The organism is Arthrobacter sp. WCS2018Hpa-7 (genome assembly GCF_031843805.1).
Taxonomy (GTDB): Bacteria; Actinomycetota; Actinomycetes; order Actinomycetales; family Micrococcaceae; genus Arthrobacter.
On sequence record NZ_JAVTJB010000012.1, the window covers coordinates 98,303 to 122,575 of the forward strand.

Consider the following 24,273-nt stretch of genomic DNA (forward strand, 5'->3'; position numbering starts at 1 on the left):
TTGGTCGAACACCTGACAGGCTCCGTTGTTGCTACCTCCCTCAAATCAACTTTAAGGTGAGGCACTGCCACGAGCCGGGAGTGTACATCTGATGCGCCGATGAATGGGGGAGCGTGGCAATGGTGGAATATTGGCGTGGGCTTTATGACCGGCCTCTCAATGAACAAATCGACTCGCTGTTCACGCAAGCAGGTGCCACTTGGTAGACGCTGATTCCAGCCGGATTCTCCATGTTGTGGACCGTATCGAGGGCGGGGTACCAAAAGCTGTCCGAAGCTACATTGAAAACAGCCCCGAAGAGTTCACCCACCTGGTTTTGTCGCCTTTCCAAAAAGGGCAGCCCGCACCCGTGTGGCAGGGTTTGGCCGTTGAGCACCACGATTTGGGGACAGGACTCTTCAAACGCATTGCCACGGTTGGTACCACCGTCGAACTTCTGATGCCAGAGGTTGTCCACGCCCACTCCAGCTTCTCCGGTCTTTACACCCGTGCGCGGCGCATCACGGCACCAGTGGTCTACGAACCTCATTGCTTCAAGCACGACGACCCACACACTTCCCCAGTGAAACGGGCACTCTATCGAGGCGCCGAGAGATACCTGGCCAAAAGGACCTGGAAATTCGGGACGCTGTCTTCCCATGAAGAGAAGCTGGTGCGTGCGCTCAGCCCGGCAGCCATGTGCGTCGCCATCCCGAACCTGCCCACTGTCGCCTCCCGCTCAGACGACCATGGACCGCTTACCAGCCAGGCCACACCGATGATCTCCATGGTGGGAAGAATTGCCCGGCAGAAGGACCCTGCCTTCTACATCGATGTTGCCGCTGCTTTGCGGGACCAGGTTCCATCCGTGCGCTTTCAGTGGATTGGGGACGGCGATCCGGAACTGCGAAAAGGCCTTGAACAGGCCGGGATCGAGGTGACGGGCTGGCTCGAGAACCCGGGAGTGGCTGAAGCCCTCGCTTCCAGCACCGTCTATGTTCATTCCGCCGCGTATGAAGGCTTTCCGCTTAGCGTTCTCGACGCCGCTGCCCAGGGCGTTCCCATTGCTGCCCGCAGCATCAACGCACTCGAAGACTCCGGTCTGCTGCAAGCCGATGACCCCGGCGGAGTGGCCGGTCTTGTGGCCGCCATCCTCAATGACGCCGGGACAAAGGACCTTGCTCTGGCGGCGAACCGCACCTTGCTGGCCCGCATGAATCGTTCGACTCTGCACACTGCTCTTCGTGACCTCTATGACCTGAAAGGGCCTGATCGTTGAACCGACTCAAGCAAGTGTCGTTCCCCTCCCGGATTCTCTCCCGCCACGTTGGCGGAAACACCACCTATGCACGGGAGATCGCCAAAGGCCTCGAGCTGAGAGGCATCGAGATCAGCCAACTTGGCTCGTCGAAGCGTGCGGCGCTCACCGCCCTCATGGAGACATGGCAGGGTCTTACGGTGCCCGCGAAACCTGGCTTTGTGCTGCACTACAGCGCTGACACCGGCCCGTTGTTGCCCACCCGCGCTCCCTCTGTGGTGACCGTCCACGGTGTTGCGAGCCGCTGGATTACGACGGCGAGGTCGGCCCGTCAGGAGAAGATCTGGCGAACCCGTGTCCAGCGGGCCATCCGCTCAACGGACGCGGTCATCACTGTCTCCAAGTCCAGTGCAGACGATGTTTCCGAGGTGTTCGGCCTAGACCCTGCCCTCATCACCACGATTCCCCACGGCATCGACACTGAATACTTCGCTCAGCCACGGGCTCTCAGCGAACGGCTTCAGCACCTTCGATCCACGCCCTACGTGCTTTACCTCGGAAACATCGAACCCCGGAAAAACTTGATTGAACTTGTACGGGCGTTCTCACTCCCCCCGCTCAAGGATCTGGGCGTAAAACTGGTGATCGCGGGAAAGCCCGCGTGGAACGCCGCTGAGACCATGACAGCGATCGAGTCTGCCGGAATCGAACATCTGGGTTTCGTTGATGACGACGAGCGTGTAGCGCTCATGCAGCATGCAGCCCTTTTCGCGTTCCCCAGCCTCTACGAGGGCTTCGGTTTTCCCGTCCTCGAAGCCTTGGCCTCCGGAACCCCCGTCATCTGTTCAGACCGGGGCTCCCTCAAGGAAGTGGCAGGTCCGGCTCTCTTGTTCGATGACACCGATGCCGACTCAATCGCCCGTGGCATTGCAGGGGCTCTTGGCAGTTCCCCGGCAACCGAGCATGCACGGGATGCCGGCCTCGCCTGGGCAAAGCGCTTTAGTTGGGATGCCAGTGTGGACGCGCATACCGAGGTATACGAGCGGGTGTTGCAGCGATGAAAGTGCTCATTCTCCATGGCTACAGTGCCGACAACATCGGCGATGGCATGTTGGTCACCGAAGCAATCGAACTCATCACGGCGACCTTCCCTGCCGAGTCCATCGATCTCACACTGTGCGCCTCCGATCCCGGGAGTTTTGATCTCCCTGGTGTCTCACTGCGCCGAAGCAAGCCTTCACTTCGCGGCTATGACCGTGATTACCTGACGACCCTGCGGTCTCTTGGCAGCTTCGACCTTATTGTGGGCGTTGGCGGTGGGTACCTGCGTGGTGGAAACTGCGTTGAGTTGGCCAAAGCGCTGTTGGTCCATGGTGTCCAGTTGCGCGCGGCCAGCCGGCACGGAGCAAGGGTAGTCTATCTTCCCCAGAGCATCGGTCCCTTGCGGCTGGGCAGCGCACCTTGGTTCAGGCGGCACCTGGAGCGGCTCAGCCAGGTCTGGGCCCGCGATGACCGCACGGTCCAGGAGCTTGGACTCCCGTCTGTCGTGCAACGCGTGCCCGACATGGCAGTCCTCCGTGTTCCGGCCAGGACCACACAGCCGGTGGATTCCACTCCTGTGTACTCGGTACGAAACCTTCGCGGCGGCCTCCCCGCCCCCATCATCGAACTGGCGGGCCTGGTGGGGTCATTCGACGGTTATGTGCAGAGTCAAACAGGTGGAAACCAGGATCTCACCCCCATGCAGAGCCTCAACCCGCGGCATATTCTCAGCCGCGGGGACTTCCTGAATGGTGCTTCCGCCAAACGGGTGGTGGTAGCCGTGCGGTTGCACGCTGCCCTCATGGCCTTGCAGGCGGGCCATTACGTTATTCATCTGTCCTACGAGCGAAAAGGGTTTGCTGCGTTCGAGGATCTGGGCCTCAAAGAGTACGTCCACAACGCATTCAGTTTTGATCCGGAGACGGTTCACGCCCAGATCGACCGTCTGCTGAACAATGAGAAGGCCCGCGAAGAATACGATGCCGCAGTGAACCGTGCCGCCGCAAGCACGGACGAGGCCTACAGTGCGCTGGGTGCGAGCCTCCAGAACGCAGTTCTGGGCGTCAAAGCATGACCACTGCTACGGTCACCCGGAGCAGCGTACTCCAATCGCTGATCATGGTGGCCTCAGGAGCTGTCACGGCTATCGTCCCAGCAGCTTTCCAGGCCGTTGCAGCCCGGCTTTTCGCGCTTGAAGGCCAGGCTCATGTAGCCCTCATCCTGAGCATCGGATCCTTTTGCGCCGGTGTAATTGCCGCAGGCTTGCTTGAGCCACGAATGGCCGATTCCCGCTTGGTCGACAAGACGTACATTCCGGCCTGGGCTACGGCTTTGGGCGCTGCGGGAACACTTGCAATGGTCATTTTCCCGAGTTCCATTGCGGTCTTGGCATTTGGCCTGCCGTGCGCCATGGTGGCCCTCCAGATAGGGAGGATGCATGCAGCCTATACAGCTGGGTGGAAAATGGAGGCCGTGACTGCTGTCGCGCTGGTCCTGGGCGCCGGCGCTGCCTTGGTCCTCGCACAACAAAATTCACCGTGGGCGGTCTCCGTTTTGGGCGCATCCATGGCAGCCGCCATCGTGATCCGGGCCCTGAAGACCCCCTATAAGGCCTCGGGACGCCCGCGTTTGGCCCCAACCGCCTGGATCACTCTTGAAACTGCCATGGTGGCCCTGGTCCCGTTGGGCATCGTCGCCACGGTGTACCTTCTACAACGGGATGAGGAAGCTGTTGCCCTCAAGGCGACCATCACTGTCCTCGGAGCGCTTCAGCCCATCTTGGGGTACATGCGCACGCGGCTGCTCGGAGCGGAATCGAGAAGTCTGACCCTTGGCATGTCCGCCCTCAGTGTCTTGGCCATTGCGCTGATTCTTGTCCTGGAAGTTCTTGGCGTGTTCCAGGCCCTGTTCGGCTCTGCTTGGAGCGTGGTAACACTAGGGGCTCTGTCACTGGCGTGCCTTTGGAAACTGGTCAGCATCCCGGGCACCCTGCCCTTCACCTTCCTGCGCCGCGCAGGGATGGTGGGCCAGGTTTTCTGGATCAGGATCGTGTCGTCGTTGTTGTATCTCGCAGTCAGCGTGGCCCTGATTCTCTGGAGCGATTCACTGGCGGTGCTGTTCCTTGGACTCACCATCGTGGAATCAGTAACAGGCCTGTTGCTGTACGCGAGGTACCGCTCGGTCTCCAAGGCGCTGCAGCAAGCCTGACACCTCTCAGTCTGCCCTTCGTAGACGAAGGGTCAGAATCCCAGCGCTCCCCACTTGTCGAAAGGGAAAACACGCCAATCGACGCGCCCCGTGATGTCGCCCCTTTGAACAGTTTTAACGCAGTTGGCCAGGGCCGCCGGGTTTCTGCATGCGGAGACGGAATCTTCCGAGACAGACCGGTGATCCCCCATCAGCAAATATTGCCCGTCGCTGAGAATGATCGGCTCAAAGCATCGCGGTGACTCAACCGCCGTCGAGCAGTCGAGGGATCCTGCCTGGAGCGGGTAATCCTGGTGGACGTACGGTTCACTGATTGCGGCCCCGTTAACTTTGACCGCGCCCTCGGCATCGCAGCATTCAACGGTGTCACCGGGCACCCCGATGATCCGCTTGACCAAGTACTCGGTGTTGCCAGGGCCTATGCCGGTCAGCTCACCAAACCAGCCCACGCTGCTGCGCAGGAAGCTGCGGTCAGGCGCCGGCCCCCAGCTGGGCGGCTTGCGGACGACCACCACATCTCCGCGTTCTGGCACTGAAGCGAACTACGCAGTCCGGTTCACCAGCACACGGTCGCCCACGTTGAGGGTTTGCTCCATGGAGCCAGTGGGCACGTGATGGATCTTCACCAGGAAGCCTTGGACCAAGGCAACCAGAATCAAGGCCAGCAGCGCATGGCTCCACGGCGAACGAAGCAATCGACGACGCCGGACGGCAGCTTTCGCGCCCACGTGACCCATGGTTATGCGGCCGGGACGCGTACGAGCAGCCCGGCATCCGCAAGAGTTGAAAGAATCCCCACCACTGCTTCTTCGAGCTTCTGTTCAGGGGGAGCACCAAACTGGCGCTCCACCGCTTGCGCAAGCGAAGCAAAATTACGGCCCTCGCAGAGGGACCTCCAGACCAGCGGCCCCACTCCATCAAGAACGTGGACCATTCTGTTGCCGTCCAGGACGGCGGTCAGGCCACCGGCTTCCACGGCATCCAGCACAGGGGCAAGTAGGTATGACTCCGGCGCCAGGGGACTCCGCACGCCGGCGGTTTCCTCTGTGGGCAGGACGGCCTCCCACGCCTCAGGTTGCTCCCATGCCAGCAGCTGAGGGACGAGGGGCAGGACTTCTGATGCCTCGCCATAGGTGACCTGTCGAATCGCGCCGCAGCGATCGACGTGCGATGCAATGGTTTGGAGCGGTTTGTTCATGTCGGCCAGATAGCTGATCTCCGGGACGATCGCGACCAGGGCTTCGCATAACCCCAAGGTGCCAATTGCGGCCGCCCCTGAAAAACCATCGAGCCGGGAAACCAGCACCAGCCCGGCCAGTGCCAGCGGCGCAGACGGCAACGCACCAAGACCCAGGCCAGAAGGAGCCAGTTGCTCCTTGTACGCTTCGCCGGGCCGAATGACGGACAGGGGCTTTCGGTAGGGATGCACTCTGCCGTCGGCCTCGATGCCAACGGTCTCATCGGTGACGTACCCATACTTGGCACCAAGCTTCCGCGCCAAGGTGGTCTTGCCCCTGCCGGACGGACCGATAAACGCCAACACCTGTCCAGAGGGGTGGGCGATTCCGGCGGCGTGCAGCATCAGCAGGCGGCCCCGTTGTGCCTCGATAGCTGCCAATGTTGTGTGGGTGGATAGTTCCGCTACGGAACCTGGGAGTCCGTCGTCGTCCGGGAAAGCCCAGAGGAGCTCGGCGACGATATCCTCAACCGCTGGGGTCGGGTCATTTCCAGGCATTGCATCGGACCAAGGTCCTCGGAGTTTTCCCCACCGCGCTTCATCAAACTGTTGATCCGAAAAATCGAATCGAATCCTGACTAAACCGCCCAGCGCATTCACCAGGATGTCATCAGTCTGCATTTCCTCCACCTAAGATCAGCGGGCCGTTCCAACCGAAAAGTGTTTACTGTTGGAGGCCCTCAAATACCCTAATCCGCATTACCGGAACGCACGAAAACGCGCCAGCCCGTATGACTGACGCGTTTTCAGCTGAAATGCTCTTCGGAAAGGGATTAAAGGAGGCCCGCACCGACAGGAACAGAGATGTTGCTCGTGGCTGTAAGGGTACGACCACCAATAACCACGGTCACTGTGACGGGGAATGTTGCCAAAGCGCTGATACCAATTCCAGTGCTGACACCCGCAAGGCCGAAGACGATGGGAAGGTTCAGTGTGCCATTGCTGGCGACCGTGACGGGAACATTGTTGGTCCACGTTGTAGCCGGGAAGCCGTACTGTCCAATAATGGGGGCCGACTGGTAGACGGCAGAGCGCTGTCCGGCGGTGGTGAGGGTGCCGTCGAAGGAGTACACGCCAAAGCCGCGGGCCCGGCCTACGCTGATGTTGATGCCTGCAGGGCGGGCGACAGTCACGGTGACCGCTGCAGTCTCCGTCACGGCTCCGGGACCATTAGTGAAGGTAAGGGTGGTGGGAACGGTAACCAGGGCCGTGGCCGTGAGCGTTCCGCCGCCATCCAGCAGGGCGAGGGAAAGAAGTGAAGTAGAGGAAGCCGTGAAGGCAAGGTCCAGAGTGTTCACGGACGCTACGGCAGCCGGGGCAGCAACAGCGGCGGCAATAACCGGCACGGACCAGGCGGCACCCTTGACTACGGCGCGGCGGGAGTGCGGCTTGGAAACGGTGACTTCGTCGCTCATTGTTCTTCTCTCAACTCGGAATGAAAACCATCGGTTGGAATCCAGCACATGCCGAGTTCCCCCATCAGGGATAGACATTACCCACGCGTTTTTGCCCGAAAGTCCAGATCAGGCCCCCGCCGGAAGTTTTGTCGCTGAACGGTTCAAGGTCTGCGCGGAACGTCCTCTGGCCCCGCCACAAACGTGAAGCTTCATGACTGGGAAGCATCGACTCCCCGGCGTTCCCTGAGATCCCGAGGCCCGCAGCCATACAGCTCATCCAGTGCCCTGCGCAGGGCAGCCGTTGTCCCAAATCCGGTCTGTTCGGCTATTTGCTGGATGCTGAGGACGTCATAGCGGGCATCTGTGAGCAGTGTTCGCGCCAGCCTGCCTCGCTGCCTGCGGATCTCCGCGGCAATGGAATTTCCCACCTCCGCGAACGCGGCCTGCACCCGTCGCAAGGACGACTGGACGGCCTTGGCCACGGCTTCCGGGTTCAGTTCCCGGTCAGCGCAGCGCTGGGAAATCACCGCCATGGCCTGGTCGCGGAGCACTGAGGTCAAGGACGTGGAATCCCAGGAAACTCCACAGTGATCCAGCAGGAGGCTGCCCGTCAGTTCAAGCAGAATCTGCTCGGTAGCGTACAGCTCAATCGCAGAACCGTGCCGGGCGGGCTGATTCAGAATGGCCCCGATGAAGGCTTCGGCAGCATCATCGAGTCGTGAGCGAACGGGAGTGACGGTCACGCTGTCCAGTGCATGGGGGACGAAAGTCTCCGCTGCGCTTCTCTGGATCCTTATCCGTTTCGCGTCAGCTTCCCCGATGAATGGCGACGGCAGGCCCCTGCCTCCAGGGACAACAACAACCGATTCTCCGCCCGGCAGGTGAGTCCCTGAGCCGGGGTCCCGGATAAGGCCGGACGCTACGAAATAAATGTCCACGGTGTCATCAAAACCGGTGGCATCCTGGGCAGTGAAATCCCCCGAAAGTGAACTAATGGTCAGCTCACCAAACACGCATTCCGCGTGCCTCTGAAGACCTTGTTGATCCTGCGCGAAGTACACCGCTCCCATTTGGAGAAAGTCAGTATCCTGCATTTGTCATAAACCCCCCATCCCACCGTGAGGTGGGTTTCCCCTTTAGGTCAGCACGTTACGATACTTACAGCGCAGTGCAAGAACTGCGTTCTTTTTGTGTCGACGTGTCGACGCCACACAGCATCAGGGGGACCAATTTCATGGAGCTCACGGACTATTGGAAGGTCCTCCGGGCACACTGGATTTCAGTGATTGCCATTACCGTGTTGGGTGGAATAGTCGCTTTCGGCTGGACTTTGACGCAGACCAAGGTCTTCAGCGCCGATGCCAGCGGCATCATTTCGGTGGGCGTCAATAAAGATCTCGGTACGGCCATGGCCGGCGAGAGCTACTCCAAATCCCGCGCGAAGTCCTACCTGGACGTCGCGAAATCACGGTCCGTGGCAGAAACCGTCATCCAGGACCTCAAGCTCCAAGGGACCTCGCCTGAGCAACTGATCAGCCGTATTTCGGCCCAGAACCCACAAGACACCGCCACCCTCAAATTCTCCGCGCAGGCCAGCAGCCCGGAGGGTGCCCGCGACCTGGCCGAGGCCTGGGTCCGGGCCGTCGGCAAGCAGGTTGCCGAACTTGAAAAGGGCGGCAACAGCAGTGAGACGTCCATCGTCAGTTTCCGCTCGCTGGACGCTGCACAGCTCCCCACCACCCCGACATCCCCCAACACCAGGCTCGCGCTGATGATTGGCGTGGTTGCCGGCCTGCTGCTGGCCATCGGGTACGCACTGCTGAGGAACATCTTCGATCGTCGCGTCCGTTCGGCAGTGCAGCTCGAAGCCGAGACCGGCGTCGCCGTCATTGGAACCGTTCCGTTCCACAACAATTTCGACGGCGTCAACCGCCTCGTGTTGTCCCGCGGCGGCAACGATCTTGAGAACAAGAACCACCAGGACTACGCCGTAGCAGAGGCCATCCGTGAACTGCGGACCAACCTCCAGTTCATGGACGTTGACGAGCCTCCCCGCATCATTGTTGTCACCTCGGCGCTCCCGGGTGAAGGAAAGACCACCGTGGTGGCCAACCTTGCCCAGACCATCGCAGCATCCGGGCAGCGCGTTGTTGTGGTGGACGGTGACCTCCGCCGCCCCACCGTGGCCAAGACGTTCGGACTGCTGACCAACGTAGGCCTCACAGATGTCCTGATCGGCAGGGCAACCCTCAACGACGTCCTCCAGCCTTGGGGCGAAAGCGGCGACCTCTTTGTGCTCGGTGCCGGCTCTGTGCCGCCGAACCCCAGCGAACTCCTGGGCTCCAACGTCATGCGGACCCTGCTTGAAGACATTGCCAAGCACGCGATCGTCCTGGTGGACGCCCCGCCGCTGTTGCCCGTCACCGACGCCGCAATCCTCACCGCGCGCACTGACGGAGCCTTGGTGGTCAGCCGCGCAGGAAAAACCACCTACGACCAACTGAAGCGTGCCCTGCAGAACCTCGAACGCGTCAAAGGCAGGCCCCTGGGTCTCATCATCAACGGCGTTTCCCGCAAATCCTCCAAGGGCGAGGACTACGGCTACCAGTACTACACGTACTACAACCGCAAGGACACCGGCGAGGAAGCAGCCAAAGCCAACCACGTTCCCGCAGCGGAATCGACTCCCGTGGCTGCGACAGAACAGGTCCAGCTGACTGACCAGCGCCGTGGCCGCCGCCGCGAAAGAACCAACGCCCTGTGAGCCTGGCCAACCAAGGCGCCCAACCGCCGTCGTCCATTCTGACCGTCTGCACCGGCAACATTTGCCGGTCGCCGCTGGCCGAGCAACTGATCCGTGCCCAGCTCCAGGACAACGGCCTCAGCAACTTTCAGGTGGTCAGCGCCGGCCTGCACGCTGCGGCAGGGGCACCCATGGAGCCGCTTCCCGCTGCCCTGTCCAGGGAGTACGGCGGCAATCCTGGTGGCTCGGTGGGCCAACAGATCTCGGCCGAAGTTGTGGAGTCGGCCGGTCTGGTGCTGACCATGACCCGCAAGCAGCGCGACGAACTGGTGAAGAAGTATCCGGGTGCCGCGCAGCGCGCGTTCACTTTGGCCGAGTTCGCCCGCGCGGCAGCGAATGTCCCTGCCAGCGAAGGCAGGTCAGTTCCGGCCGCCGCCAGCTGGGCATCGGTGACGGGCGCAGTGACAAACACTCCCTTGGCCGGTCTGGTCAGCCGGGCGGCAGCCGTCCGGTCCACTGCCGAACTCCGCGACGAGGACGATATCCCGGACCCCATCAACGCCAGCGAGGCCGTGCACCGCGACGTTGCCCAGCGCATTGCCGGGCACTGCAAGGACGTTGCCGACATCCTGCGAAAGCATCTCTAAGCCAAAGCCGCCGCAAGCCTCTTCATCACCGCGAGGCCCAGCAAGGCTCCCAGGGTATTCGCCACAACATCCGACAGCGCTGTGACCCGCCCCGGCACCACCAGCTGCACCGTTTCGATCAATGCCGACGACCCGACGGCGAGCAACCCCGCCGCCCACCAGTTCCACAGAGCGGGCCTGATGAGGCGGAGGAACGCCCCGAACGGGATGAACAGGACAATGTTGGCAGCGAATTCCACACCCACTGCGGCGGTGCTGAGCGGCAGGCCGAGCAGTGAAAGCCACCCGGCGATGACCCCCACAAACCCAGTGACGGTGCTGGCTTCACGCGCCGGCAGGAACACCACCAAGGCCAACGCCACAAGGTAGACACCGAACATGACCTGGATCCAGCGATGGGCGACCTTCGGGTAAACCACCACCAACCTCCTCCACCGTGTGCCTGCTGCAGCCATCAACTATAGGGGCGAACCGGCCCCTTCCCTTGAATCGTCTGGATTCCTTGCGGCCTGCCCTGCTCTTTGGGCGTGTTTTCGGCGTATGCTCTCCTCAGCGCAGGCAAGACGCGTTGTTCGCTTTTGGTGGGGCCACTTTCGAAGGCAGGGGTTCAGTGGCAGGAGTGAAGCACGGGGTTCTTCCGATGCGCTCGTCAGCACGGCACGGATGGCCGCTTTTTCTGGTGCCCGTGGCGTTGTGTTTAGTGCTGTTGGCCGTTGGTCTGGCAAGCGGAACAGGAACGCCCACAGCGCAACTGGCCGGTGACTTGGCGATCCTGCTCGCGGCACTTACCGCGCTGGCCACCCATGCTCTCGCGGCCCGACGACGGAAGGACAACTCCGCGGGCCGCTGGTTCATCGTGGCAGGCCTGGCCGTGTGGAGCGCCGGGCAAACTGTGTGGACCTTCAACGGCATCACGCTCGACCACCAGTACCCCTTCCCATCCTTCGCGGACATCGGCTTTGTTTGGTACGCGCTGCCCACCTCCATTGGCCTGGTCCTGCTGTTGAGGGGCCAAGGGCATCGTCTTCCCCTGCGCCGCACCATCCTTGATGCAGGAGTAGTGGCGAGCTCCACGTTCTTCATAGCGTGGAGCTCAGTACTGGGTTCCATGGCTGGAGCCACGAACCAGGACTCCTTCGCGCAGATCACACAGATGGCCTATCCCATCGCGGACGTTTTCATGGTCTCGGTGGTCATTGTGCTGACCATGCGCGCAGCCCGCGGACGCAGATTGCCGTGGCTGAGCATGGGCCTTGGCTTCTGGATCCTGGCCATCACAGACCTGACGTATATGAGTTTTACCCTCCAAGGCATCACGGGTGTCACAGGATCTCCTTTGGCCCTGGGATGGGTGCTCGCCTTCCTATTGGTAGGGCTCAGCCCCCTGCTTCCGGAAACAGGCAGTACCCGCAAGGACGGGCGGGCCTACGCCGCGGCCCTCGAACTTCTCCCCTATGTGCCCGTCTTCAGTGCCGTGTTCTTCTCACGGAGCCGTCCCATTGGGGCGGATCCCACCCTGCTGGTCACCGGGCTGGTGGTGGTGGTCTTCGTGATCGTGCGGCAGGTGCTGATCGTCGTCGAAAATGTGACGCTGACCCGGGACCTTGAATCGAAGGTGGCCGACCGGACTGCCCAGCTTGAAGGACTGGGGGCGATCGTCAACTCTTCCGGCGATGCCATCATCGGTGAAACACCCGACGGCGTCGTCACCAGCTGGAACCCCGGGGCTGAGCGCATCTTCGGGTACCCGGCGTCCGAAGCCATCGGCAGGAAGGGCGACTTCTTTGTCCCCGCCCACCTGTTGGAGAAGGAACGACAAGCCCTGGAATCCACCGCACGGAGCGGTGAAGTGCAGAATTATGAGACAGAACGGAGACGCGGGGACGGTGCCACCATCCCCGTCTCGGTAACTCTGTCCCCCGTCCGCGGCGAGGCAGGCATCAGCGGCGTTGCCACCATCTCCCGCGACATCACCGAGCGCAGGGCTGCCGAAGCCGAACTGCTCGCGGCACGTGAGGCAGCACTGGAAGCGAGCAGGCTCAAGTCCGAGTTCCTGGCCACCATGAGCCACGAGATCCGCACTCCCCTCAACGCCGTGATCGGGCTGACCTCGCTCATGATGGACACGCCGCTCAGCGAGGGCCAGAGGCAATACGCGCAGGGTGTCAAAGGCGCCGGCGAGGTTTTGCTGACCTTGATCAACGACATCCTGGACTTCTCCAAACTGGAGGCCGGGAAGGTGGACCTGGACGTCAACGCCTTCGACCCCCGTGCTTTGGTGGACGAGGTGGCCGGGCTGGTTGCGGAGGCGGCCCAGGGCAAGAACCTGGAACTCATCTCCTACTGCCACCCCGATGTACCGGCACGCCTGATGGGCGACGCCGGACGCATCCGGCAGATCATGCTGAACCTGTCCTCCAACGCGGTCAAGTTCACCCCCGCCGGTGAAGTCGAAATCCAGATCTCCGTGGTCAGCCGGGATGCAGACAACGCCTCACTGCGTTTCGAAGTCAGGGACACCGGCATTGGAATCAGCGCCGAGGACCATCACCGATTGTTCGAATCTTTCGCCCAAGCCGACGCCTCCACCACCCGCCGGTACGGAGGCACGGGGCTGGGGTTGGCCATCTCCCGGCGCCTCACCGAAGTCATGGGTGGGAGCATCGGCTTGGAAAGCGAGCCGGGCACGGGCAGCAAATTCTGGTTCGTCCTGGAACTTCCCATTGGCCCGGATGTTTCCGCCACAGGGACCGTACCGGCCACGCTCTCCGGCCGCAGGGTACTGGTGGTGGACGACAACGCCACCAACCGCCTGGTGCTGGAAAAGCAATTGGCCAGTTGGGGCATGCAGCCGGTGGCTGTCGCCGACGCCGCCTCCGCCATGGACGAGTACCGCACAGCCGTGTTAACACAACACCCCTATGACATCGCCGTGGTGGACATGTGTATGCCCGATACCGACGGCTTGGAACTGGCACGACAGATCAAGGGCGAGAGTCAAGGCTCCGGGTCGCCTGGGATCATCCTGCTGACGTCCACCATGCAGGTGGAAAGGGTGGACCTTGTCAGCGCGGGAATCCGGGAATACCTCACCAAGCCCGTGCGGAGCTCAGAGTTCTACAACCGCCTCCTGCGCCTGATGGCCACCCGGACCGTGGGATCACCCGCGCAGCCCGTGCAGCTGGACGTAGCCGCGTTGGCCGAGCCTGTGCCGCAGCTGGGCAAACTCCTGGTGGCCGAGGACAACGAGGTCAACCAGTTGGTAGCCCGAGGGATGGCCAACAGGCTGGGTTATGACGTTGACATTGTGGACGACGGCGCCAAAGCAGTGACCGCAGCCCTGTCCGGAATGTACGCGGCCGTACTCATGGACTGCCACATGCCCGTGATGGACGGCTTCGACGCCACCCGGGCCATCCGAGCCCGGAACGGTCAAGCAGCCCGCATTCCCATCATCGCCATGACCGCAGGGGCACTGGACGAGGACCGCGAGCGCTGCTTCGCCGCCGGCATGGACGACTACATCAGCAAACCCGTGGACCTCGCCAAGCTTGCCGCGGTGCTGACCCGCTGGGTTCCGGAACAAGAGCAAACGTCGACGGCGGTGGGCGGGTCCGCGCCCGACGCTGCGGTGGGTGTCGCGCCGGTGCCGGCGGCAGCACCGGCGTCGGACGTTGGCGTGGAGGACGCAGTAGTTGTTGAGGTGGCCATGGTTCTGGACCCGGACAGACTCCAGATCCTCCGCGAGCTTGGACCGGCGGACGGCCTGGGCCTCTTGCCTGACGCTATCCGGGCTTTCCGGGAGGACGCCCAAACCACTCTGGAAGCACTGCGTGCCGCGCTGGATGCGGGGCAAGCCGCTGCTGTGGAAGAGGCCGCGCATAAACTCGCCGGTGCCGCGTCCAACATCGGAGCAGCCGGCGCCGCGGTGCTCTGCAAGGATTTGGAGCGCTTGGGCCGCGAGGCTGGACCGGACCTGGCATCCCTCGGCACGTCAGTGCTCACGCAGCTGCAGGCCGAACTCGGGCAAGTGGATATTGCCCTCGAACGCACTCTCCAAGGAGCTTCATGAAAGTCCTGATCGCCGACGACGACCAGATCTCCCGGATGATCACCAAGGCCGCCGTCGAGCAGTCCGGCCATGAGTGCATTGTGGCGGTGGACGGCGACTCGGCCTGGCAGCTTTACCAGGCGCACAGCCCCGAAGCCGTAGTCACGGACCTCATGATGCCCGGCCTCAACGGCTTGGACCTCTGCCGCGCCATCCGTTCGTCCGAGGAGGACACCTACACATACATCATCCTGGTGACCTCGCACGGTTCCCGGAAGGATGTGCTGGCAGGCATGGAGGCCGGCGCAGACGATTACGTCACCAAGCCCCTGGACCCCTTCAGCCTGCACATCAGGCTCCTGGCTGCCCAGCGGATCACATCGTTGCACGCAGACCTTGCCCGCTACCGTTCTGCACTGACTGAGCAGGCGCGCACCGACCCCCTCACGAAGCTGCACAACCGTCTGAAACTCACCGAAGACCTGGGCCTGCTGCACAGCCGCGAGAATCACGATTACTGCCTTGCCATGGTGGACGTGGACAACTTCAAGAGCTACAACGACATCTACGGCCACCAGGCCGGTGATGCCGCGCTGGTGGCGATCGCAACAACCCTTGCCCGCGAAGTCAGGAAAGCCGACGCCGTCTACCGCTTTGGTGGCGAAGAGTTTCTCCTGGTCCTGCAGGACCAGTCCCCAGCAACCGCCGCCGCTGTCATGGAGCGTGTCCGGTCAGCGGTCCATGACCTGCTGATCGAGCACTCCGGAGATCCGGACGGCTTCCTGACCATCAGCGCGGGAGTCTCGGCCTTCACGGACGGGCACCGGGCGGGCAGCGAACAACTTCTCCGTGAAGCCGATCTTGCCCTCTATGCGGCCAAGGCGTCCGGCCGAAACCGGGTGTCCCTGGCCGACGCTTTCTCTTCGGAATGACCGGACTGGGACGGTAGCTGTCCTACGTAGTGGGTGTTCCTCGTCCGTAGTCAGCATGTTCCCGTCTGTATGGTGTTGTTCTGGTTGATGTTGCCGGTGCCGGGTGCGACGTAAATTTCCCCGGCTGCACACCCCCTGTTGTTGGTGGCAACCACGTTCTTGATCGGGCCTTGGGCGCCGAAGTCGCCGATGTGGATGGCGTCGTAGCTGCCGACGGGGAACGCATGACCGTCTTCCAGGTCGTGTATGTAGTTACCGGTCAGCGTCACCCCCTGGACCGCCCCGGTGCCGTTGTCGTAGTAGCCGGTGCGGATACCGTACGGCGCCCCATGGAACTCGTTATCGGCGATTTTCAGGTTGTAGATGGAGTGGTTACCGACGGCCAGTTGCATGCTGCTGCCCCGGTATCCGCCCCGGACCTTATTCCCGATGTAGTTAATGTCGTGGGTGGTTCCGCTGATGGTGTGGGCTACGAGGCCGTCGTCGCCGTCGCTTCCAACGCGCTGGTCGATGGTGTTGCTGATGACATCGCCGAAAGACGAGTCCAGAACGTGGATGCCGTCGAGCTGGTCGTATTTGCCGCTCGTCGCGACGATGGTGGTGCTGTTCTTCACGCAGAACTTAGTGGTTGCGACCGCGGCGATGGAGTAGGTGAAGGGGTTCCTTACGTGTACCCCATCCACGAGGTTGTTGGAGCCGCCACGGATGTCGACGACGTACTCGTCCAGGCGCCCGTTCATGGTGATACTCGCTGCGAGGGTGTTGCCCGAATGGTCCGCTGTGAGGTTCGTGATGGTGGTGTTCGCAGCGTTGTTGGTGGTGACGATGGGGTAGCCACCTGACGGCCCCTTTGTGGACAGGAAGTTGGGGCCTGCTTTGAGAATCGTGCCGGGGCCTGCGCCCTGCAGTTTGACGTTGTCCGCCATCCGGAGTTTGCCGTTGATGATGTAGGTCCCGGCTACGAGTTTTACCACGCCGCCCCCGGCTGCCCCTGCGGTGTTGATGCGGTTCTGTATGGCGCTCGTGTCGTCCCCGGCGTCGTTGACGGTGGTGGTGACAGGGTAGGCCGTGGTTGCTTTACTGCCCGTCGCGCCGCTCTTCGTGCATACTGCTACCGCATTGCTGGCTGTGGACGTTACTGATGCCGAAGGTGTCCGGCCGGCGGTTTCTGCCGGTACCGTCGTAGCGGGAGCAGCGGGGACCCCGGCCAATGCGAGTGACGCGGCGGCAATCACAAGAGCCGGCCACCGCCGTCGTCGTCGCGCCAAAGTGTGGCGAATCGGCAGTCTCGAATCAACGTCAACAGTTCTCACTGCAATCCCCCCCAAAGTGCCAGGACGCTCCGTCCCGCTCCGTCCCGCGCCGTTGCTCGAAGCCATCATGCGGCCTCATGAGGATGTCCAGGGACAAAGTAGGTTTCCGGTTTCTGTGGAATCTCTCCGCCAGGGAACAGTGCGTCCGCCTGCGTTGCGTACTGCCTGATCCGCCCCGGTTTGGTGTCCAGTCCCGTGTCCCAGGTCCACGGCACAAACCCCATTTTCGAGATCTGGAGTTGATCCGGAGCCGCCGCCAAGTCATAGGGGAAGTCTGAGTACATCACCACGTTGTCCGGGTGCCCCTTACCCACCTCGCGGGTGATCAGGTGGTCCACATGTTTTCCCACTCCCGCGGGGCAGAAGAGGATCTCGGCTTTGGTCTGCGCCATGAGCCTGGCAACATCCCCCCGAAGTTGGCGGATGAGCGCTTGATCGCCCCTGGCGATCCTGCCCAAGGCGATGTCGAACCGGTAGGTGGCGTAACGGTGGTTGAGTTCCGGGAAAAGCCGGTCCCACGCGCTGCTCCCCAGCATCGGTGGCTTGCGCCGCCGTCGAAACAGCGCATCCACTTCACCCAAGTGAATGGATTGAACTCCCATGTCTGCCAACACAGCGCGGTCCTCCGACTGCCTGGCCTCGAAGAGTTCCCCAGCGTCCGGCACGGTGCACTGGCGCATGAAGGACCGTGCCGCCCGGGTGTGGGGCGCCGGCCCTGACTCTGTGAAAAGAGTAGCGACGATGATCTCGCGTCCTTGGGCTTGGGCTTCGATGAGCGCGCCGCAGGACAACACTGCGTCGTCCAGGTGGGGTGACAGGAACAGCCACGGTGCATCACCTGACATGGAACGTTCAATTCTGGATTGCAGCGGCATTCAAGCCCTTTCAGCATGGCGGGCTTTCGTCCGCCGGGTTGGAGGATTCCCTAGTTCTGTAAGTGCGGTGTAGTAGGCCTGTGCTTGCAGGTCAGCGAGTGCATCCCAGTTGTAACCGGCGGCGAACTTGCGTCCTTGCGCGGCCACTTCCTCCAGACCGGCCTGCGGGTACCGGCGGGCGATCTCGTCTCCCAGCGCCTGAACGTCGAAAGCGTCAACCACCCATCCTGTACCGGGCGGAATGATCTCCCTCAGGCAAGGGATATCGAAGGCAATAACCGGGGTGCCCGCTGCCAGTGCGTCAATGGCCACCAAGCCGAACGTCTCGTGCCGGGACGGCACCACAAGAAGCCGGGCATCGCTGAGCGCTTGGAACTTCTTGTCCCCGGACAGCCACCCGAGCATCTGCACGCGCCCGGAAAGGCCTGCGTCCCGGATGGCTTCGCGCACCCGCTCCTCGTCCGGACCGGTGCCGGCGATCAGCAGGTTCCCGTCGACCCTGTTACAGGCGTGCGCCCAGGCTTCCAGGAGGAGATCCAAGCCCTTGTGCCCGTACTCCAGGCGCCCTATGAAGAGGACGTCCTTCCCCAGACGGGGTTCGATATTCCAGACCGCGGGATCCACACCATTGCCGATCACGTCCACATGAAGGTCCGGGTTGAGCTCTTTCAAGTGGTGGCCGATGCCCTCCGAAACTGAAATGAGCCTTCGGTGCTTTCGGACGCCCAGCCGCTCGATCCAATGCAAGGGCAGTTTGTACTGCCGTGCCTTATCCCTGGCGTGAAGCCACTGCACAACTCCGATGGTGGGGCGCTTGGTCCAGAGCGGGGCGGCCATGGTGGAAAACGGAGCGAAAAAATCCTCCACCACCAACTCAGCAGTTGACCGGCGCTTGCGTACCTCCACAGGCAGCCGGGCAACATACCCCACCAACCTGGTCAAACGGTTTCCGCCCGTTCCGAAGCCGATGGGTACATAATGCACACCGTCCTCCATCCGTTCCTGCCAGCCCGGATACCGTGAAGTCAGTACCGTCACCCGGAACCCTTGGGCGGCCAACCGCCTGTTGATCTCGTGGGTCCTCACTGAACCCCCGCCCGCTCCGGGCATGCGTGGATCTTCAAAACCCAGATGTAGAACTCTCATTGCTACCGTTCCGACCCGTAGTCCTTGTGGGGCACCCCAACGTTGGCCGCGGCCGCTGCCTCGAGAGCAGCGGGATCCACGTACCAAATGGTGGTTTCGCCGTTAGTGGGGCCAAGTGTTGTGATCATGGGAGACGCATGGCCCTCCAACCACGCCAGCATGGTGGGGTTGGCGTAGCCATAGCCCTGCCTGGTGGGCTTCGATTGGGTAAGGATGTAACTCACCCCTTGCTCTTTCATCAGCGGCGCCGACGGCCAAATACCAAACCGGGGATCATGCATATAGGCGAAGTGACCCGTGCTGTTGGTGACACTGATCCGCGCATCGGCAGGCAGATTGGCCTGCACCCAGTCGTTGGCCCGGACAAAGCCGTTATCCAGCGTCAGTGCGGTGCGGATTCCCAGCACCACGGTCAACACCACGTAGATCACGCTGACCACAGCAAGTGCTTTGCGGCCCTTGGGGTACCTTTCCCGGAGTTCCACCACCACCAGGACCGAACAAATTGCTCCGAACACCATGACGCCGTAGCCGTACTGTTCCTCAAACGTGCCGAACACGGCGCTGTAGGCACCGGCAGCACCGAGCGCCAGGCCTCCCAGCCCCACTAGCCGCCGCGCGGCATGATGGCTGAAACACAGCAGTAAGCCCACCAGCGGGCATAAGCCCAGCAGGATATAGCTGGTACCGAAGTATCCGCTCTGCTCGATAAGCCGGGAAATTATGCTTGGTGAGCCCTCGGACGTGAAGCCAGTGGTCTTCTCTACACCGGACATGCGCAGCAGCCCGTTGCTCTTGGCCCACACCCAGCTGGGGAAGTGACCATGGGCAGCCACCACCGTCAGGTAGATCACGTAGGGCATAAAACCGAAGCCTGCTACTACGAGTCCCTGACGCCAGGGGATTGTTTTCTTCCACACCATGGCCGCAAGTACCGGGGCAACAGTGCTGATGAAGAAGAAGTCCTTGCACAGGATGGAGTAGCCAAGCAGTAGTCCGGCTGTTGCCAGCCGCAGAAACGAACGCATTTTGCTCTTTGGCTGCCGGTGGTCCACCAGAAGCAACAATCCGGCCAGCCCCGGCACCATGGCCGAGGTCTCCAGGAACGCATGGCTGTTGTTCCTGAGGATGAACGGTTCGAAAGCCAAGAGCACGGCAGCGAGCCACGCGGCGGTGGGAGTGGACAGCTTGCGCACCAGCAGGAAACCAAGTCCAACGGTCAGGGCACCCATCACGCCGTTAAGCCAGCGCAGTTGGAGCGTCACCTCGATGATCTCGCCGGTAATTCCGAAAATCTTGATGACCCCGGCCTCCAGCAGGAAGTACCCCGGCGGGTGGAGGAAGAAAGGCCCATCAGGCAATGTTGGGAATTCTCCGGCGCTGACGGATTCACCGAGCCGGACATACAACATCTCGTCCACCCACAGTTCGAAGCCCCGCTCAAGACCAAGCGCGCGGACGCCAAAGGCGCCGGCAACAACCACGATGAATGCGGTCAAGTTGCCCGAAAGCGCCCGTGCGACCCAACTGGCCCAGGGGCTCGTTGAAGGTGCTTGAGGCTTGACCCGGCGGCCGATGGTTTGGCTGGATGTGCCGGCCTGGCGCCGTCGTGAAATTTTGAAGTCGTTTCTGTGCGGCAGCAGGCCACGTTGGTGGGCGAGGACCGCCGTACCACCCACAGCGGCCAAGGCAAGCCAGGCCAGGGGCTGCAGGTGGGCGGCCACCGCCAGCGCCACTATCAGGGCGCTGGCCAGAGCCAGGAACGGGCCGGCTCCCCTGCCTGGGTGTGCTGCTGCCAGGACGGGGCGCGCCAGCAGCGCCATAACCGCGCCCGCTGTCAGGGCGCCCACAGCGGACCCCACAGCCATGCCGGTGACGGCGTTCACGTGCCAGCCAACCCAGAGCCCACCCACCACCAGGAGAGACGCGCAAGCGAGGCCAATCTGGCATCGGCGGTAGGCCCGCAAGGCAAGGAGAACCGTGGACAGGACCATGAGGACCGCATAGCCCAGTCCGGACGCGGCCAACCACGGCAGGAGCCCCAAGGAGCCGTGGTACTTCTGCGGCACGATGAATCCGGCCATCAACGGTGGCGCTGTGGCGATGATGGCGAAGGCCACCACGGCAAGTTGACCGAACGACGCGAAGGCAGAGCCAAGAACCTGGCCCGCGTTGGCACCGGGCGAACGCAGCAAGGGGAAGGCCACCAAAGCGGTACCGGCCGCCACGTAGACAGGCCCTTTGGCGATGGTGGCAAGCGCCTGGAAACCTGCAGCGGCAGCCGAGCCCCCATCCAGGAAACCGATCACCACGACGTCGACACCCACCAGCACGGAGACAACGCCGAGAACGGAGGCGATGTCACTGGTCTCGGCCCATCTCCACTTCTCCAGCACAACCCGCGGACGCCACCGCAAGTCCCGGTAGAAGGACCACGGCACTATCAACGGCGCCAGGCACCCCACGACAAAGCCGAAGACCGCTCCCCCGGCACCCCATGCCATGATGATCACCACCACGCTGAAGATCAGCCTCAGGAGAACCTCGCCCACAGTGGACAGCGCGTACCAGGTGAAACGGAGCTCACCCTGCAACCACCCTGCGGGTGCATTCGCCACGAAGATGACAAAGGCCGCCAACGCCACCACTGCGGCAAGGACGGGGTCGGCGAGCGCAAGCGTCACGCTGCCGGAGATCGCTGCTGCGGCAGCCCCAGCCAGGCATGATACGAAGACTGAGAAAGCTACACCGTTGCGCCGTTCCTCGGACCCTGCCGGATGCACGGCAACTACGTGCGACAAGGGAAGCGGGACCATGGCATTGGCGACGATCCCCACCACACCCAGGATCATCGCCGCTGCGGCGAACATCGTGTAGTCCGCGGTGTCCAGCATGGTGGCCATGAGAAGCGTGCAGGCGTAGCTCATCACGCCTACAACCCCTGCGGACACGGCAAGGAAGCCGCTGTTTGCGGCAATGCCTGGGTCTTTTTCCAAGGCCCTGCGGTGTGACCGGGGTCTTTCCGGCACAGCAAGAGTCAGTGTTTTCCGGGATGAATCCATGAATGCTACTGGCCATCAAGGGCGTCGGCGGGAGTGAAGGCGCTCCCGGGGCCGGCCAGCAAAGTGGTGCGTCCGGCCGAACGGACTTCAGCCGACGTCACGCCGATCTTCTGCATGGCCGCGAAGGCCTCGAACTCGTCACGTCCCTTCATCAGTACAGCGATGTGCCCGTCCTCCGTCACGGCGACTTCATCCGTCCGGTGCAGAATGGAGTGAAGATCGGCCTCTTCAGGCAGCTGGAACCGCACCAGGGTGGACAGGTCCGAGTGGCACCAACGTGCATCCGCGCCGTGGTGCCGTATCTTCTGCTCTTCCAACACGGCTCCGGTGAGCAGTCTGGTGCTGCGGTCCCACGTGAAGCAGCGGGCCCATTCCCGGCACTCCGCTGAGACGGCCGCGGCTGCGTCCGGCTCGCCTAATTCGATGAGGGCCTCGACCATGGCGGTCCCGAATTCCTGGGGAGAATCCACGAGCCAACCGGTTCTGCCGTCCACTACCGAATCCCGGATGCCTGGAACGCGCAGGGCCAGGCAGGGCACGCCCCACGCAGCGGCTTCGACCACGGAACAGCCCCAGCCTTCGGAGGCCGAGGTGGAAGCCGTCAGCCAGGCCCGGCTCAACAACCTGTCACGGACCTCATTGGGCTGGTAGCCATGGAACGTTACCGCGTGGTCCAGGCCAAGGTCCATGGCCAACTGCTGCAACCGGGCCCGCTCCGGGCCGTCGCCCACAATGTCCATTCGCAGCTTCGGAATGCTGCGCACTGCAACGGCGAACTGGCCCATCAGCAGGTCCAGCCGCTTGTGCGGCACCAAGCGGCTGACGACGGCGATGGTCGGCTGTGGTGCGCGGGCAGCAACCTCGTCAGGAACGTCGATGGTTCCGTTCGGCACCACATGGACAGGACCCGAAAAGCCGAGTTTCCTCAGTTCCAGCCGTGTGGAGGGCGAGACCGCCACGATGGAACGCTGGCCGTACACCGACTTGGCTCCCGAACTTTCCAGGAACCGGCCAACGGCGGCCAAAGGCGGAGAGAACCTGGTGCGGAACTGTTCCTGGTGAACGTGATGGATCACCTGGATGATCGGCAGGTCCCGTGGCAGGAACAAGGGCGAAAAGAAGGGTATCCCGTTCTGGCAGTCCACCACGGCATCAAATTGGCCGCTGCTCTGCAAACGGCCACGGGTCCGCACAAGCCTGAGAGCGGCATGTCCATACAGGGACAGGGCTCCGCCCCCGCGCAGGATGCGGATGCCGTCGATGACATCCTCAGGCGACTGGCCGTCGTCGCGCCCTGTGAACCAGGTGACCTGAACGCCGTTCTGCACCCACCTCTTGGAAATCTCGTGCATGTACTGCTCGGCCCCGCCGGCTTGTGAATGCTGGATGTCGCGCCAGTTGAGGACCAGCATGTGCTTTCCGGCGAGAAGGGTTGGAGAGTTGATGTCAGGAAGGCCCGACATCATGGCATTGCCCGCTGAAGCTGGATGACCGAGGCAAAGCTGGCCACGCCATCCTGGAAGGGGCGGAACGTTGATGCGGCTCCATCAGTCCATGCCACGGGAAGTTCGATGATGCTGGCGTTGTTGTCCTGCAGGCGCAGCAAAAGCTCAACGTCAAAAGCGAAACCCGTGCTGCGGCACTGAACCATGGCTGCTGTGAGGGCATCGCGTTCGAAGAATTTGAAGCCGCACTGAGTGTCGCGTATGCCCTTGACCTTTGACTTGGTCAGCACCCGGAAGGCAGAGCCTCCCACCCTTCGTCCGAGGTGTTGGGGCCGGACCAAGGTAGAGCCGGGTGCATGGCGGGAAGCGATCACCGCTGCGGCACCGTCGGAGAGGTGGGTCATGGCCTCGGTGAGGGTTTCCAACGGTGTGGCGAGGTCGGCGTCGAAAAAGCCCGTGAACCTGGACGTCCCGCTGAGGAGGCCGCGACGGACTGCCGCTCCCTTCCCCTTCCGGGAGCACCCCACCATGGAAATGGGAACGGCGTCCCCCTCTTCCCGGGAGATCCGGCGGACCGCTGCGGCGGTCTCATCAACACTGCCGTTGTCCACCACGACAATCCTCGAAGACCACGGCTGGTTGGCCAGGAAATCGACGGTCTGTTTCAGGGTGTCGGGGATCCTCGCGGCCTCGTTGTAGACGGGAATGACAACCTCGAGGTCCACGCGGGAGCGGCGCAGGGAGTCCGAACGTCGGCGTGCCTGAAGACTCCCTCTCTTGCCTATGTGCACACTGTGCTGTTGAAAAAGGACCATCTGAACCTCCACATATCCGGGTACGGCACAAACGTGCTCGCAATATAAGGAGTGGGGGCACCCCGGAAGTCATGACGCCATTCCAGCCGTAGTGCTCCAAGTCATGGACCACTCTCGATATCGG

The 24,273-nt window shown here is 62.4% G+C and carries 18 protein-coding genes and 1 pseudogene; 8 read left to right on the top strand and 11 right to left on the bottom strand.

Annotated elements, in window-relative coordinates; all coding sequences use genetic code 11:
• The first annotated feature begins 199 nt into the window (after window positions 1-199).
• The 4 genes from RQH14_RS14230 to RQH14_RS14245 are packed head-to-tail and all read left to right on the top strand — an operon-like array spanning window position 200 to window position 4,486.
• Window positions 200-1,258: a glycosyltransferase family 4 protein gene (locus tag RQH14_RS14230; RefSeq protein WP_311213836.1), complete on the top strand. Its 1,059-nt coding sequence runs from the start codon at window positions 200-202 to the stop codon at window positions 1,256-1,258.
• 14 nt (window positions 1,259-1,272) lie between these two features.
• On the top strand, window positions 1,273-2,298 hold the full coding sequence (locus RQH14_RS14235) for a glycosyltransferase family 1 protein (RefSeq protein ID WP_311213837.1): 1,026 nt from the start codon (window positions 1,273-1,275) through the stop codon (window positions 2,296-2,298).
• Complete coding sequence (locus RQH14_RS14240; RefSeq protein ID WP_311213838.1) at window positions 2,295-3,353, top strand: polysaccharide pyruvyl transferase family protein; 1,059 nt, start codon at window positions 2,295-2,297, stop codon at window positions 3,351-3,353. Before RQH14_RS14235 ends, RQH14_RS14240 begins: the two co-directional genes overlap by 4 nt.
• Window positions 3,350-4,486, top strand: a complete 1,137-nt coding sequence (locus RQH14_RS14245) for a hypothetical protein (RefSeq protein WP_311213839.1) — start codon at window positions 3,350-3,352, stop codon at window positions 4,484-4,486. Before RQH14_RS14240 ends, RQH14_RS14245 begins: the two co-directional genes overlap by 4 nt.
• Window positions 4,487-4,518: 32 nt before the next feature.
• Here RQH14_RS14245 and lepB read toward each other — a convergent pair.
• From lepB to RQH14_RS14265, 4 genes and pseudogenes are all read right to left on the bottom strand, one after another.
• Window positions 4,519-5,223: pseudogene (lepB, locus tag RQH14_RS14250) on the bottom strand (signal peptidase I).
• Between the two features lie 2 nt (window positions 5,224-5,225).
• Window positions 5,226-6,344: a PqqD family peptide modification chaperone gene (locus RQH14_RS14255; protein ID WP_311213840.1), complete on the bottom strand. Its 1,119-nt coding sequence runs from the start codon at window positions 6,342-6,344 to the stop codon at window positions 5,226-5,228.
• Between the two features lie 152 nt (window positions 6,345-6,496).
• Window positions 6,497-7,138, bottom strand: a complete 642-nt coding sequence (locus RQH14_RS14260; RefSeq protein WP_311213841.1) for a hypothetical protein — start codon at window positions 7,136-7,138, stop codon at window positions 6,497-6,499.
• A gap of 191 nt (window positions 7,139-7,329) precedes the next feature.
• Window positions 7,330-8,214: a helix-turn-helix domain-containing protein gene (locus RQH14_RS14265; RefSeq protein ID WP_311213842.1), complete on the bottom strand. Its 885-nt coding sequence runs from the start codon at window positions 8,212-8,214 to the stop codon at window positions 7,330-7,332.
• Window positions 8,215-8,354: 140 nt separating this feature from the next.
• Between RQH14_RS14265 and RQH14_RS14270 the strand changes: the two genes are divergently transcribed.
• Window positions 8,355-9,884: a polysaccharide biosynthesis tyrosine autokinase gene (locus RQH14_RS14270; protein WP_311213843.1), complete on the top strand. Its 1,530-nt coding sequence runs from the start codon at window positions 8,355-8,357 to the stop codon at window positions 9,882-9,884.
• Entirely contained in the window at window positions 9,881-10,510 is a 630-nt protein-coding gene (locus RQH14_RS14275; RefSeq protein WP_311213844.1) for a hypothetical protein, read from the top strand. Before RQH14_RS14270 ends, RQH14_RS14275 begins: the two co-directional genes overlap by 4 nt.
• Here the strand turns inward: RQH14_RS14275 and RQH14_RS14280 are convergent.
• Window positions 10,507-10,929 (bottom strand): VanZ family protein, encoded by a 423-nt coding sequence (locus RQH14_RS14280; RefSeq protein ID WP_311213845.1) that lies wholly within the window; start codon window positions 10,927-10,929, stop codon window positions 10,507-10,509. The genes RQH14_RS14275 and RQH14_RS14280 overlap by 4 nt on opposite strands.
• Before the next feature lie 221 nt (window positions 10,930-11,150).
• On the opposite strand from RQH14_RS14280, the gene RQH14_RS14285 reads away from it, so the two are divergent.
• On the top strand, window positions 11,151-14,582 hold the full coding sequence (locus RQH14_RS14285) for a response regulator (protein ID WP_311213846.1): 3,432 nt from the start codon (window positions 11,151-11,153) through the stop codon (window positions 14,580-14,582).
• Window positions 14,579-15,493: a diguanylate cyclase gene (locus RQH14_RS14290; protein WP_311213847.1), complete on the top strand. Its 915-nt coding sequence runs from the start codon at window positions 14,579-14,581 to the stop codon at window positions 15,491-15,493. The genes RQH14_RS14285 and RQH14_RS14290 overlap by 4 nt, the downstream gene beginning before the upstream one ends.
• A gap of 50 nt (window positions 15,494-15,543) precedes the next feature.
• On the opposite strand, the gene RQH14_RS14295 is transcribed toward RQH14_RS14290, so the two are convergent.
• The 6 genes from RQH14_RS14295 to RQH14_RS14320 all read right to left on the bottom strand — a co-directional run bounded on the left by RQH14_RS14295 (window position 15,544) and on the right by RQH14_RS14320 (window position 24,149).
• Window positions 15,544-16,806, bottom strand: a complete 1,263-nt coding sequence (locus RQH14_RS14295; RefSeq protein WP_311213848.1) for a hypothetical protein — start codon at window positions 16,804-16,806, stop codon at window positions 15,544-15,546.
• 65 nt (window positions 16,807-16,871) lie between these two features.
• On the bottom strand, window positions 16,872-17,651 hold the full coding sequence (locus RQH14_RS14300) for a PIG-L family deacetylase (RefSeq protein WP_311213849.1): 780 nt from the start codon (window positions 17,649-17,651) through the stop codon (window positions 16,872-16,874).
• A 30-nt stretch (window positions 17,652-17,681) separates the two neighbouring features.
• Window positions 17,682-18,827 (bottom strand): glycosyltransferase family 4 protein, encoded by a 1,146-nt coding sequence (locus RQH14_RS14305; RefSeq protein ID WP_311213850.1) that lies wholly within the window; start codon window positions 18,825-18,827, stop codon window positions 17,682-17,684.
• A 2-nt stretch (window positions 18,828-18,829) separates the two neighbouring features.
• Complete coding sequence (locus RQH14_RS14310; protein WP_311213851.1) at window positions 18,830-21,823, bottom strand: oligosaccharide flippase family protein; 2,994 nt, start codon at window positions 21,821-21,823, stop codon at window positions 18,830-18,832.
• A 71-nt stretch (window positions 21,824-21,894) separates the two neighbouring features.
• Window positions 21,895-23,355: a glycosyltransferase family 4 protein gene (locus RQH14_RS14315; protein WP_311213852.1), complete on the bottom strand. Its 1,461-nt coding sequence runs from the start codon at window positions 23,353-23,355 to the stop codon at window positions 21,895-21,897.
• Window positions 23,352-24,149 (bottom strand): glycosyltransferase, encoded by a 798-nt coding sequence (locus RQH14_RS14320; RefSeq protein WP_311213853.1) that lies wholly within the window; start codon window positions 24,147-24,149, stop codon window positions 23,352-23,354. Before RQH14_RS14320 ends, RQH14_RS14315 begins: the two co-directional genes overlap by 4 nt.
• Window positions 24,150-24,273: the final 124 nt, after the last annotated feature.